The organism is Rhodoferax saidenbachensis, from assembly GCF_031457975.1.
Classification (GTDB): Bacteria; Pseudomonadota; Gammaproteobacteria; order Burkholderiales; family Burkholderiaceae_C; genus Allorhodoferax; species Allorhodoferax saidenbachensis_A.
The window spans coordinates 13708-26792 of the sequence record NZ_JAVDXO010000015.1; the positions used below are offsets into that span (position 1 = coordinate 13708).

The window sequence follows — 13085 nt, forward strand, 5'->3', positions numbered from 1 at the left end:
GGCTGCTCCTGGCATCGGCCCCGCTGTTCTACTGGTTTACGCTGGTGCACCCGAGCTATGTGGGCCGCATGGTGGTATTCACCGGCCTGATGGCATGGTTTCTCGTCAGGAGTGCCAGGCTGTTGTTCAAGCATGGGGCCCACCATCTCTTCGCGCGGCTGACGGGTGGTGTCCTGTTGTTGCAAACCGGCTTGCTGCTGTTGCGCATGGTCGCTGTGTTGCTTGATGGCGATGCCAAGGGCGTCTTCGATGCTTCGCCCATTCATGTCATATATATCGTCGGCTATGCACTGTTTGCGCTGCTGGTATCCATCGGTGAGGTGCTGATGGCCGCTGAACGGGTGCGTGACGAATTTGCGCTCAGCCACCAGCGGCTGCGTGAGGCAGAAATGCGGCAAACCATCAGCGATGAGCGCCAGCGCCTGATGCAAGACATGCACGATGGCCTGGGTTCATCGCTGATCAGTGCGATCCGCTCGGTAGAGCACGGCGGCGTGAGTGATGTGAAGGTGTCCCAGATCCTCAAGGATTGTCTGGACGATCTGAAGTTGACCATCGACTCGATGGAGCCGGTTGAGGCAGACCTGTTGTTGTTGCTAGCCACACTGCGCTTTCGGTTGGAGCCTCGCCTAGAGGGAACGGGCATCGCTTTGTTGTGGAAGGTACAGGAGTTGCCCACCTTGACATGGCTGGACCCTTCCAGTGCATTGCACATCCTGCGCATCGTGCAAGAGAGCGTTGCCAACATCCTGCGTCATACCCGCGCGACCGAGATACGGGTGGCTACTGCCGTGGTGACGGGTGGTGTGCAAGTGACCATCGAGGACAACGGCCAGGGTTTCGATGTCGACAAGGCCCTGGGTGCTACCGCAGGGCGCGGCTTGCACAACCAGCAGCGCCGCGCGCTGGCCATTGAAGGCACGGTCGGCTGGAAGTCGGGACCAAACGGCACGCAATTCAGGCTGTGGCTACCGCTGGAGCGCAGTCCTCGGTCTTTTTAGACAACGGGTCTAACGGCCGGGCTGGTTTACCAGTACATCAGGCCCGGTTTGTAGCACGTTCGCTCTACAGACAATCAACTTACGTTTTTTTACACTCGTTCGCACTGGTCTGGCAAAGCCCCGACCCGCATCCGCTCAGCCCCCGTCCCCAACCGGACCACGAAAGGAATCCAGTGAAGTATCCCTTGCCATGTCTGCCTGCACCGCGTCGCATGGTTGCGGCCCTGTTGCCTGCCTTTGCCGTGATGGGCTTGGCCGGATGCGCGGGCACGGGCGAACTGGCACGGAGCGACGCCGGCAATCCCCTGATCTCCAGTCAGCCCAAGACGAACCTGTATGCCACGATTCCTCAGGGCAAACTTACATCGGCACCGCGCCTGTTGGCGGCCGAGGGTATCAAGGCGCTGGACGCACGCGATTACAAGAAGGCATCGGACCTGTTCAACATGGCGGTGAAGGCCGACATGACCAGCTCTTACCTGCACTTTTTGAATGGCGTGGCCTACCAGATGCGCGGTATCCAGGGGGAGAGCAGTCTGTTCCCACTGGCCGAACAGGGCTTCGAGATGGCGGCCCAGTTTGACAACTCCAACTGGCTGGCACGCTACTACAGCGGCCTGCTGGCCATGTACCAGCGCGACTTCGCCAAGGCAAAGACCCGGCTGGCGGATGCGGCGCTGTATGCGGGCAACGAGCCTGAACTGTTGTATGACCTGGCAGTGGCCGCCTACTACGACCGCGACCCCAAGACCGCCGCTGCCGCGCTGGAAGGCCTGCGTACCGTACTGGCCGAGAAGCCGGACGACCCACGCGTGCTGCGCGCCTCGGCCATCGTGGCTGCGTCGCTCAACGACAAGGAGCAGGCGGGCAACTACCTGACCCGACTGCGTGCGGCGGCGGTGGGCGCGACCGAGTACAAGGAGGTGGAAAACCGGGTGGACTCGTGGCTGCACAGCTACCAGCGTGCCGGCATGGTCAAAACCCAGGCGCGCGGTGGCTACCCCGCCGTCAACAGTGGGTTGAACGCGAACACGGGTGGCTACCCCGCCACGGGCAACACTGGCGGCTACCCGGCCATGCAGGGTGCGGTGCCTGGCGCCTACCCTGGCATGCCGGGCGCTGTACCCGGCATGCCCGGCGCGTTGGGGGGCTTTGGCACCGCTGGCAATGGTTTTGTGGAAAAGCAGATGGCGGTGGTGGATGTCAGCATCATCAGCACCGAAGAAGACAACACGCAGGCCATGGGTGTGAACCTGCTGGACGGGCTGAAGATCCAGTTTGGCAATCCGCTCACGCAGACGCCGGCCTTCTCCACCACGCAGTCCGGCAGCGTTGTTACCGACAACCTGAACGCGGCCAACTCCACTAACACCAACAGCAGCGTCATCACGCGCCTGATCCAGGTGCCGGCGCTGACCTACAGCCTGAACATCGCCAACGCCAACGCCAAGCGCAACGAGGTGTTGGCCCGGCCTACGCTGGTGGCGCTGGGCAACCTGCCGTCCAACTTCTTTTCGGGCCAGGACATCGTGGGTGCTGCGGTCTCGGGCGGGCAGGGCAGCTCGGTGCAGATCCAGAAAGAAGTGGGTGTGAAGCTCTCGGTCACACCGGAGTTTTTGCCCGACAACCTGATCAAGCTCAATGTGGTGGCCGAGCGCACCTTCCTGGCCATCCCCAGCACCAGCGTGAAGTTCGACTTCCGCCTGGACACCAACAAGACCATGGTGAATGCCAATGTGGTTATGAAGTTCGGTGAGACGCTGATCCTCTCGGGTCTGTCCGAGCGCGACCAGACCAAAGACCGTGATGGGGTACCCCTGTTGCAGGACGTCCCCATCGTGCAGTACCTGTTCTCGCGCAACGTGACGCGCGACTACTACAAGTCGGTGCTGATTTTGCTCACTCCGCGCCGCACCCAGTACACCAACCGGGCCGAGGCCGACATTGCCGCCGAACGCGCCACCATGACCCCCGGCGAGGTGGCCATGGCCGAATTCGAGGACAAGTACAAGCCTTGGTTCAAGCCCACGCCCAATGTGGGCGAGATCACCCAGGCGCTGGAGGGTGGCACGCTGTACCGGGAATTCCGCACCGGGGACATTGCTGCCTCGTGGAACCGCATCGAGAGCACCGAAGAGCGCTTGCGCACCGCGGTCCGCTTTTTGTACTACTAACCCGGAATCGGCGTGAAACGCCTTCTCGTGGCCTTGTTGTGTGGGGCAAGCCTCTGGGTCCATGCACAAAACGCAGCAGAGCGCCTGGCCTGGACGGCACTGCGCGGCACCGCCATCGACTTGTCGGTGGGGGCGGACGGCACCGCGTTTTCCCTGGACCCAAGTGGCATGGTGTGGATGCGCCGCCCCGGCCCAGGCACAGGCTGGCTCAGCCTGCCGGGTGTGTTTCGCCGCATAGACGCGGCGTCCGAGCGCAATGCCTGGGCGCTGGATGCCGAGGGCGCTGTGTGGCGCTACAACGGCACCTTCTGGCAGCAGGTGCCTGCCCCCAAATCGGTAGATGTGGGTGTGGGCGCTGCGGGCATGGCCTATGTGGTGACGGCAGAAGGTGGTCTGGCCCGTTTCGATGCGCGTGCCGGGTTCATTGCCGTGACCGGTGCCCCCAAGGGCATTGCGCGCGTGGATGTGGATGAGCGCGACCTGCCCTGGGTGGTGCTGGCCGACGCGTCCATACAGATATTTGATGGCCGCGCCTGGGCCAAGCTGCCGGGCCGGGCCCAGGACATTTCTGCGGGTGTGCGCAACAGCGCATTCATGGTCAGCCCGGAGCACCAGCCGTTTCGCTGGAATGCCGCGCTGGGCACGTGGGGGGCGCTGTTGGCGGTGGCCGAGCTGGTGGCCGCAGGCCCGGACAACAAGCCCTGGATCGTCACGCCCGAGGGGACGATTTTTACCAATGACACCGGCACGCCGCAGAAGACGGCGCGTGCCAACACCGAGCTCAGTGTGTTCACCAAAAACCTGCCCTGGCGCCGTGTGCAGGGCAAGGCCAAAGTACTCAGCATTTCCGCCAAGGGCCAGGCCGTGGCGTTGGGGCCGGAAGGCGAAGTCTGGCAGTGGAAGGGCAAAGACCAGTGGCAGCGCCTGCCCGGTAGCTTTGAGCGCATTGCGCTGGCGCCTTCGGGATTGCCCATGGCGGTCACCGCACAAGGCCGCATCTTCAGTTACCGCGGCTCGCAGTGGGTGGAGCTGCCAGGGCAGGCGCTGGACATCGCCATCACGCCGCAGGGGGCCATCTGGATTCTGTTGCCCGACGGCAGCCCCGCCTACTGGGACCTCGCGGCCGGCTGGGTGTCGCTCAATGCACCGAGCAACGCGGTGCGACTGGCCGTAGGCTCGTCCAATGTGCCCTGGGTGCTGAGCCGAGAGGGCCAGGTGCTGAGCTACGCGCCCCAGGGCTGGCAAGCCCATGACGGTGTGGTGGCCACTGACCTGGCCATAGGCCCCGATGGCGGCGTGTTTCTGGTGACCAAGGACCGCACGCCCGCGCGCTTTGATGACTTTTTGCAGCGCTGGGAGCCCATCAATACCGAAGCCGTCACTCTGGCCGTGGGGCCGGGCGACAAGCCCTGGGTGGTGAATGCGCGGGGTGAGATTTATGCCTCCTCGTTGTTTGACGAGCCGGTGCAAGGTGGCGGCGATTGCAGTGCTGCGGTGGGCGGCAAGTTGCCCGATTTTCGCCAGGCCGATTTTCGCCAGGTGCTGGGCGCCGCCCGCATCCTTGCCATTGGCAAGGACGGCAATGTGATGGCTATCGACACGGACAGCAACCTGGGCCAGTGGCGCAACAGCAGCCAGCGTTTCAAGAGTTTTCCGGGGCAGATGGTGCGCATTGCTGTGGCGCCTGACGGAAAGCCCTGGGGCGTGACAGCCAAGGGGGAGGTCTGGCGGCACGACGGCAGCAAGTGGCTGTTGGTGCGCAGCATCTTCAGCGCACGCGATGTAGCTGTTGCGTGCAACGGCACGGTAATGGCTGCCGCCAGTGATGAGTCGCTCTACCAGTACAACGCCGGCACGGATGGTTTTGAGAAAGTGGTGCCCGCACGCCTAGATGATCCCTCGCCCAAAGGCAGGAAATTGGCGCTGGATCCGGCCGGCCGGCCCTGGACTATCCGCGACGACTGGGTGTACCGCTGCGATGTGCAGCCCTGTGAGCGCCAGGCTCTGCGTGCCAAAGAGATTGCCATCGGCCCCGAGGGTACGCTGCTGGCCGTGGACCTGGACGGTAATCTGCAGTCCTTCAACGCCCGTGACAACCGCTGGGACCGCACCGGCCTGCAAGGTGTGGTGGCCGTAGCCATAGGCCCCGGTGGCAAGCCCTGGGTGGTGCGCAGTGGCACCGAGGTGTGGGCCAGTGCCCTGTTCAACCGCAAGGAGGACACGGACGATGCGACCGCGGCAGCCACCCAGAGCACGCCAGTGAATACCACCACCGCAGTGTCACCGTTCACGTTCTCTGCCACGCAGGTGTTTGACGAGGTGCCCTACATTGGTTTGCCCGGATCGCCTCAGTGGCCGCATTACCTGGCTATTGGCGCCAGCGGCAAAGTGATGGTGGTGCGCCGCTCGGGTTCGGATTCGCTGGTGACCTACGATGCCGCCAAGCAGGGCTTTGTGCCCAGCGGCTTGTCCATCCCCCCAGGGGGCGAGGCTGATGGGTTGGCCATTGGTCTGGCTGACACCCTGTGGGCCTGGGTGCCCCCAACCAATGGCGCGGTCAACGGGCGGGTATGGCAGTACAAGAATGGTAGTTGGCAAGTCATGGGTGGTATAGCTGCCATGAACATGGGGGATGTGCCCTTGCCGGCATTCACTGTGCGCCCCATCGACGTGTCCACGCCGGCCGATGGTTCGGTGTATGCCATGGGACCCGATACGGGAGCCGTCGGCGCGCAGGACAGCACGTTGTACCGTTTCAACACCGCTTCCAACACCTTTGTGGTCACCAGTTTCCAATTGCCGGGTAATGAAGATGCTCTGGCCGTGGAGCCTGCGGGGGCGGTCTGGCTGGTGCGCTCAGATGCCAATGCGCCCAACACTCGCAGGGCTTTTCAGTACCTCAACAACGCATTTTTTGAGCGCCCACCGCCAGCCGGTTTGTCGGTGTGCCCCACCTTTCCGGCCACCAGCCGCGCGCAGCCAGGTTGCATTGCGTCCGGCGCCAACGGATCGGTGTTTGCCATTGGCCTGCAGGGCAGTGCGCCACGGCTGCTGCGCTGGAACGCCGGGAGCGTGCAGTGGGATGTGGTGGTTCCTTCACCCAGCTTCACCAGCTTGCGCTACCTGGCCGTAGCGCCCGATGGCCGCCCCTGGATCGTCGCCAGCACCGATGGCGGTACGACTTACAAGGTCTACAAGGCGCGCTGAAACTGCTGTAGCACGGTAGCCGTTGCCGCATCGGCTGGTAAAAAGGTTTCCAGCGCCAGCTCCTGCAGCGTGATGTCCATGGGTGAGCCAAAAATCGTCACCGTGCTGATGAAGTTGAGCTGGCCGTGCGCCGTGTCCAGCTGAAACGGCATCACCACACCGCGCGTCTCGCCCTGCAGGTGGGCGCGGTCTGGGCCATGGCTGGCGTCATAGCCTTGCAACTCTTCCATCAGCGCCTGCAGCGTGGCGTCGCCCGTGCTGTGGATCATTTGCCGTAGGCGCTCAAACAGGTGGTGTTTCCACTGCCCCAGGTTGGCAATGCGCGGCGCCAGGCCTTCGGGGTGCAGGCTCAGGCGCAGCACGTTCACCGGCGGCTGCAGCAGCGCGGGCGAAATGTTGTTCAGAAACACCGGCACCAGGCGGTTGGCGCTGACGATGTTCCAGTGCCGGTCCATCGCCAACGCGGGGTAGGGCTCGTGGCAGCGCAGGATCAGCTCCACCGCGGCGCGCGCTTCGGCCATGTCGGGGTGGTCCAGCGGGCGCTCCCGGTACATGGCGGCATAGCCCGCGCTGGTGAGCAGCTGGTTGCGCTCGCGCAGTGGCACCTCCAGTCGCTCGGCCAGGCGCAGCACCATCTCGCGGCTGGGCACCGAGCGGTCGGTCTCCAGAAAACTCACATGCCGCGCCGAGATCTCGGCCTGGTGCGACAGCTCTTGTTGGCTCAGGCGCCGGTGCTGGCGCCAGTGGCGCAGGCGTTGGCCAAAACTGTTGGGGGCGGTACTGGTATTCATGGCCGCATGGTAGCGGCGGCAGGTGGGTTTGTGGCCGTGCGCGCATGACCTCCCAGGTAATGGCGCCGCGTCGCAGCACGCCGCACCATCGAGGCCTTGTTCAACCCTTCAGGAGTTCACCATGTCTTCCTTGTCTGTACTCACCACCCCCGTCTGGACCCGCCGCGTACTGTGGCTGGACGCCGTCACCGGCGTCGGGACCGCGCTATTGCAACTGGAGGCGCAGGCCACCGTGTCCAGCCTGCTGGGCATGCCCGCGGCGCTGGTGCAGGCCTCGGCCTGGGTGGTGCTGGTGTTTGTTGTGTACATCGGCTTTCTGTTGGCGCAGCGGGAGTTGCCGCGGGCGGGCGTGCGCCTGTTGGCGCTGGGCAACGGGGCCTGGGTGGTGGCCAGCCTGTGGCTGGCGTTAGGCGCCGGTGTAGCCCTGAGCCCGCTGGGCGTAGGCTATGTGCTGGCCCAGGCCGCCTTTGTTGGCATGCTGGCCTATCTGCAGGCCGCCGCCTCTACTTGAACAGCCCCTTGATGGCATTGCCGGTTTTCTCCAGCGCACTGCCAATGGACTTCATCAGGCGGTCAAAACTCAGCGAGGCCATCAGCCGCTGCTCCAGCGCGTTGGTGACCTCCTGGCCCAGCTCACCGGGTGTGAGGCCGCCCTTGGCCTTGCCCAGGTCGCGCAGGTGCAGGTCGGGCAGTTCGGCGTCTACGGTCTTGTTGCCCACAAACGGTGCCGTGGCATGGGCCTTGGCGCCGCGGATGATGAATTCGGTCACGATCAGTTTCTTGCCCTTGGAGTCTTTGGACGACGGGCCCAGATACTTCTCGATGTTTTTCTGGATGGCGTCGAAGTTGGTCATCGAGTCATTCTTCTCGTAGATCACGTCGGGCGACAGCACGGCGATCTTCCGGATCACCACCACGTCCTGCGTTACCGAGGACAGCTCCACCTCCAGCTCCACCGTACCGACCTTCAGCGCATAGGGGGATTTGAAGCCCGCCGGGTTGCCAATCTGCAGCCCGTTGAGCACGCCCCGGCCGTCGGTGGGGCGGATGTCTACCTTCTCGACCTTCACCTTGGCGCCCGTCATGGCGCTGCCGTAGTTGCCAATGGCGCTTTTGACCAAGTGGTCCAGATTGCCGTGCAGCCAGTAGGCACCACCGGCGGCCACTATGAGCAGCAGGGCGAACAGGGAGAGGAGGACTTTTTTCATGGACGGAGATGGTAAGGGGCGGCGCACCAGTAGGACAAATACGCCTGCTCAGTTGATGGCGGTTGCGCGGCCCCCGCGCAGGCGGCGCACCTCGGCGATGACTTGGCTGGCGACCGATAACGGAGCCCCCCAGTAGTCAAAGATGCCGCCGCGCTGGGAGTTCTGTCCACAGACCACCAAAACACCGGTGCCCACGGTGGCCTTGAGGTGCGATGCCAGCCAACCCACGAATCCCGAGTTGTCCTGGTCCGCAGTGAAATGGAAGCTGAACACCACAAACCTTTCGTGCACAGGGTCAGAGCTGGGCACCAGTGCGCTCCATACGTCTTCGTCTCTCACGAACGCCAAAGCATCCGCAAGTAAATGGGCCGGAAAGTTGTGCACCTCGGTTTCCACAAACGCATAGGGCTGCTCGTACACCACGAACTCCGCATCGGCCAAGACCCCAACCAGGCGTGCATGGGTTTGTGAGGGAGTTTCGTGGCTGATGTACATGGGATGGGGCCGGAGGAATTCGTTGCCATCGTAATCGCCATTCGTTCATGTCGACGTACAGCATCACCGCCGTACGAGTAAGCACTTGGCTATGTCTTGACACTACTCACGGGAGCATGAAGTTAATCGGCCCTTTACCGACCCGGATTGCACCATCACTTCTTGCCGGATAGCGACAGCTAGTGACTATCTGGATAGCAGCGTCGTCCAGCCGTTGGAATCCGCTCGAAACCACCACCTTAGCCTCGCCTGGGACGCCATCGGCGTCAACCCGCCATGTCAGCATGACTTGTCCTTTTTCTCCAAGACGTTTGGAGAGCAGAGGGTATCCATTCCTGCAGGTATTGGGCAGGGCGGCTTCCTTCAGAGCGATCTCCTGTGCGGCATCAGGGGCTTGTTCAGCGTGAATTGCGCAAGTACCGACGATGAGTACTGCGGTTGTCACGGCGCGTAGGAATGTATTGAAGTAGCGCATCGGACTGAATTTTGCCTCAACCAAATCTGAAGCCGAGCATGTCCTCGAACGGGGGATTTCTATCCTTAAGCCGCTTCCATCGTAATCGCCACGCCCCCCAGCACCGCATTGCCCGACAGCGGGTCGCGCAGCTGGTCGTCCAACAGGGCATTGATATTGGCGCCGGGACGTTCGGCTGCCACCGACAGTTGGGCACCGGCCAGGTTGTGGCCCCAGCCGTGGGGCAGGCTGACCACGCCGGGCATCATCTGGTCGCTGACATGCACTTGGGCCTGCACGCTGCGCTCTCCGTTGCGCAGCGTGGCCATGGCGCCGTCGGTCAGGCCGTGGCGCGCCGCATCGTCGGGGTGAACCAGCGCGGTGCAGCGGAAGGGGCCCTTGGCGAGCAGGGGCAGGTTGTGCATCCAGCTGTTGTTGGTGCGCACATCGCGTCGGCCGATGATGACCAAATCGGGCGCTGGCCGGCGTAGATCCTGCGCGGCGCGCTGCAAATCTTGTAGCAACATGGGCGGCGCCAGTTCCACCTTGCCGCTGGGCGTGCGCAGCATTTCGGGAATACGGGGTTGTAGTTCGCCCAGGTCGATGCCGCCGGTGGGGTTGGCGTCCATCACTTTCTGTAGTGTGAGTCCATCGGGTTTGGTGCCAAAGCCGTCGCCATAGGGCCCGATGCGCAGCGCCACTTCCAGCGTACGTAGCGGGCCACGCAAACCTTGGGTCGCGGCAATGACGGCCGCCGCGTGGGGGCCAAACTGGCGCTGGGCGTCTTCGGCAAACTGCGCGTCGTCCAGCGCATTGGCGTCGGCGTGTGCCCCCAAACCTTTGGCGATGGCGGCGATCTTCAGCAGGGTTTGCCACTCATCGGGCTGGCCTTCGGGGCGCGGCAGCACCGGTGGGCTGTAGCGCGCATGGTTGCGCCACGACAGCTGGGGGAAGGCCACGTCGTAGTGCAGATCTTCCAGTGGCGAGAGGCCGGGCAAGATGACGTCGGCATGGCGCGTGGTCTCGTTCAGGTAGATGTCCAGGCTGACCATGAAGTCCAGCGACTCCAGCGCCTTGGACAGGCGCGGTCCGTTGGGGCTGGAGAGCACCGGGTTGGTGGCCACGGTGATGAGGGCACGTAGTTGGCCTTCGCCCGGGGTTTCAATTTCTTCGGCAATGCAGGTGAGTGGCAGTTCGCCATACACCTCGGGTGCACCGCTCACGCGGGCATGGTGGCGGCCTGTGGTCACGCCCTTGCCTACACCCGGTTTGTTCGCAGGGTTGCCCGCTGTGTTGGTGGCAAACGCGGCAGACTTGGCAAACAGCATGCCACCCTCGGCGTCCAGGTGGCCGGTCAGCGTGTTGAGCACGTCCACCAGCCAGCTGGCTAGCGTGCCGTACTCCTGCGTGCAGGTGCCAATGCGGCCATACACCGCGGCGCGCGGTGTGGTGGCCAGCTGGCGTGCCAGTGCGCGGATGGTGTCGCCTGGCATGCCGCAACGCGGGGCCACAACATCCGCCGAGAACGGTGCCACAGCGGCTTGCACCTCCTCCACGCCCACCACCCAGTCGGCCACGCGGCCCAGGGTGACGAGATTTTCAGCAAACAGCGTGTGCACCAGCGCCGCCAGCAGGAACACGTCAGAGCCCGGGCGGATGAAGTGGTGGGCATCGGCCAGGGCCGCGGTCTCGGTGCGGCGCGGGTCGATCACGATGAGCTGGCCGCCACGCGCCTGCAGTGCCCGGGCCTTGCCCTTGAAGTCGGGCACAGTCCACATGCTGCCGTTGCTGGCCAGCGGGTTGGCGCCAATCACCAGCATCAGGTCGGTACGGCTGATGTCGGGCAGGGCGGTGGACAGCCAGTGGCCATACATGAGGCCGTTGGCCAGTTGCTTGGGCATCTGGTCCAGCGTGGAGGCGGAAAACACGTTCTTGGTGCCCAGCGCGCGCGTCAGTTTGGCAAAGTAGGTCAGCAGCCCGATCTTGTGGGCCGAGGGGTTGCCCACCACCACCCCGGTGGCGTTGCGGCCATGGGTGGCAATGAGGGGGGGCAGGCGTTTCTCGATCTCGGCAAACGCCTCTTCCCAGGTGGCTTCCACATGCACACCGCCTCGCTTGATGCGCGGGGTGCGTAGGCGGTCCGGGTCCTCGTGCAAATCTTTCAGGGCCACGCCCTTGGGGCAGATATAGCCTGCACTCAGCACATCGGCCTCGTGCCCGCGGATGCTGACGACCTGCTGGTCGCGCACCTTGATTTCCAGGCCGCAGCAGGCCTCACACAGGGGGCAAATACGGTAGTGGGTGGTCTCGCTCATGGGGGCCTCATGGTTGGGGTCGCATTGGGGAGGCATTTACGCATGGCGGCGCAGGGTTGTCGATAACACAGGCGACATGTGCCTTGGGGCGCTGCTACGATGGCAGCATGACTTCACATGCTTCTGCGGCGCGTGCGCGCATCGTCATCATTGGTTGTGGTTTTGGAGGACTGGAGGCGACCAAGGCCTTGCGCCACGCCGATGTCGATATCACCGTGGTGGACCGGCAAAACCACCACCTCTTTCAGCCCCTGCTCTACCAGGTGGCCACCGCGGGGCTCACGGCCCCCGCCATTGCCGAACCCATACGCCGCATTTTCCGCCGCCAGCCCAATGTGACCGTGCTGATGGCCGAGGTGACGGGGCTAGATGCACATGCCCGCACCGTGCAACTTGGCGATGGGCAGACGCTGCACTACGACCACCTGATCGTGGCCGCAGGCGCTACCCACAGCTACTTTGGCCATGACGACTGGGCCGCCCACGCGCCTGGCCTCAAGACGCTGGAAGACGCCTTTGTCATCCGCCGCCAGATGCTCATGGCCTATGAAGAGGCCGAAAGCCTGCCCGTGAACGCAGCGGCGGACCAGCGCGAGGCCTTGCTCACTTCCGTGGTCATCGGTGCCGGTCCTACCGGTGTGGAAATGGCAGGCACCATGGTGGAGATTGCGCGCCACACGCTCAAGGGCGAGTTCCGTCGCTTCCAGCCGCAACAGGCGCGTGTGCTGCTGATCGAGGGCGGGCCGCGCGTGCTGGGCAACTATCCCCAAGTGCTGAGTGACAGCGCCAAGCGCCAGCTCGAAAAAATTGGGGTCGAGGTGCGCCTGGGCGCCCGTGTTACCCACATCGATGCCCAGGGCATCACGGTGGAAGAGGGCGGGCAGGCACAGCGCATCAACGCGGCCACGGTAGTGTGGGCCGCCGGGGTGGCGGCATCGCCGCTGGGCAAGCTGGTGGCGGCCACCACGGGTGCCATGCTGGACCGCGCGGGCCGTGTGCAGGTGCTGCCCGACCTGAGCCTGCCAGGTCACCCCGAAATCAGTGTGGTGGGCGATCTGGCTTCCGCCAAGAGCCATGCGCCGGGCAAGGAGCCCACCCCCGTGCCCGGCGTATCGCCCGGCGCCAAGCAGATGGGCCGTGTGGCGGCGGCAAACATTGTGCGCCGCCTGCAGGGCCAGCCCGCTGTGCCGTTTCGCTATGTCAACTACGGCGATCTGGCCACCATTGGCCGCAAGGCGGCTGTGGCCGATGTGGGGGTGCCGCTGTTGGGGCAACTGCGCTTCACGGGCTTCCCGGCCTGGCTGTTCTGGTTGTTCATCCACGTGTTCTTCTTGATCGGATTCCGCAACCGGCTGGTGGTGATGATCGACTGGGCGTGGTCTTACTGGACGTTCGAGCGCCACGCCCGCATCGTGGTGGAGCGCAGCCCCGAACCCTAGC

At 64.0% G+C, this 13085-nt stretch carries 9 protein-coding genes and 1 pseudogene; 5 read left to right on the top strand and 5 right to left on the bottom strand.

Translation table 11 applies throughout. The features are described from left to right. Window positions 1–332: 332 nt before the first annotated feature. The 3 genes and pseudogenes from J2X15_RS20600 to J2X15_RS20610 all read left to right on the top strand — a co-directional run. A pseudogene (locus J2X15_RS20600) lies at window positions 333–1001 on the top strand (sensor histidine kinase); the annotation flags it as partial. Between the two features lie 173 nt (window positions 1002–1174). Next, window positions 1175–3175 carry a hypothetical protein gene (locus J2X15_RS20605; protein ID WP_310346744.1) on the top strand — a complete coding sequence of 667 codons (2001 nt, stop codon included), beginning with the start codon at window positions 1175–1177 and terminating at the stop codon, window positions 3173–3175. A gap of 12 nt (window positions 3176–3187) precedes the next feature. Then, window positions 3188–6382 (top strand): tectonin domain-containing protein, encoded by a 3195-nt coding sequence (locus J2X15_RS20610; RefSeq protein WP_310346747.1) that lies wholly within the window; start codon window positions 3188–3190, stop codon window positions 6380–6382. On the opposite strand, the gene J2X15_RS20615 is transcribed toward J2X15_RS20610, so the two are convergent. After that, entirely contained in the window at window positions 6367–7173 is an 807-nt protein-coding gene (locus J2X15_RS20615; protein WP_310346751.1) for a helix-turn-helix domain-containing protein, read from the bottom strand. The genes J2X15_RS20610 and J2X15_RS20615 overlap by 16 nt on opposite strands. 121 nt (window positions 7174–7294) lie before the next feature. Here J2X15_RS20615 and J2X15_RS20620 point away from each other — a divergent pair, with 121 nt between their 5' ends. Beyond that, window positions 7295–7684 (top strand): hypothetical protein, encoded by a 390-nt coding sequence (locus J2X15_RS20620; RefSeq protein WP_310346753.1) that lies wholly within the window; start codon window positions 7295–7297, stop codon window positions 7682–7684. Here J2X15_RS20620 and J2X15_RS20625 read toward each other — a convergent pair. The 4 genes from J2X15_RS20625 to J2X15_RS20640 all read right to left on the bottom strand — a co-directional run bounded on the left by J2X15_RS20625 (window position 7677) and on the right by J2X15_RS20640 (window position 11645). Beyond that, a complete protein-coding gene (locus tag J2X15_RS20625) occupies window positions 7677–8381 on the bottom strand; it encodes an AsmA family protein (RefSeq protein ID WP_310346755.1) in 705 nt (234 codons plus the stop codon). The genes J2X15_RS20620 and J2X15_RS20625 overlap by 8 nt on opposite strands. Before the next feature lie 48 nt (window positions 8382–8429). Then, window positions 8430–8876 (bottom strand): DUF6196 family protein, encoded by a 447-nt coding sequence (locus J2X15_RS20630; protein ID WP_310346758.1) that lies wholly within the window; start codon window positions 8874–8876, stop codon window positions 8430–8432. A 106-nt stretch (window positions 8877–8982) separates the two neighbouring features. Further along, window positions 8983–9321 (bottom strand): energy transducer TonB, encoded by a 339-nt coding sequence (locus tag J2X15_RS20635; RefSeq protein WP_310346761.1) that lies wholly within the window; start codon window positions 9319–9321, stop codon window positions 8983–8985. 95 nt (window positions 9322–9416) lie between these two features. Continuing rightward, window positions 9417–11645: a molybdopterin-dependent oxidoreductase gene (locus J2X15_RS20640; RefSeq protein ID WP_310346764.1), complete on the bottom strand. Its 2229-nt coding sequence runs from the start codon at window positions 11643–11645 to the stop codon at window positions 9417–9419. 107 nt (window positions 11646–11752) lie between these two features. On the opposite strand from J2X15_RS20640, the gene J2X15_RS20645 reads away from it, so the two are divergent. Next, window positions 11753–13084, top strand: coding sequence for an NAD(P)/FAD-dependent oxidoreductase (locus tag J2X15_RS20645; protein ID WP_310346766.1), 1332 nt, complete (start codon window positions 11753–11755; stop codon window positions 13082–13084). Window position 13085 lies beyond the last annotated feature (1 nt).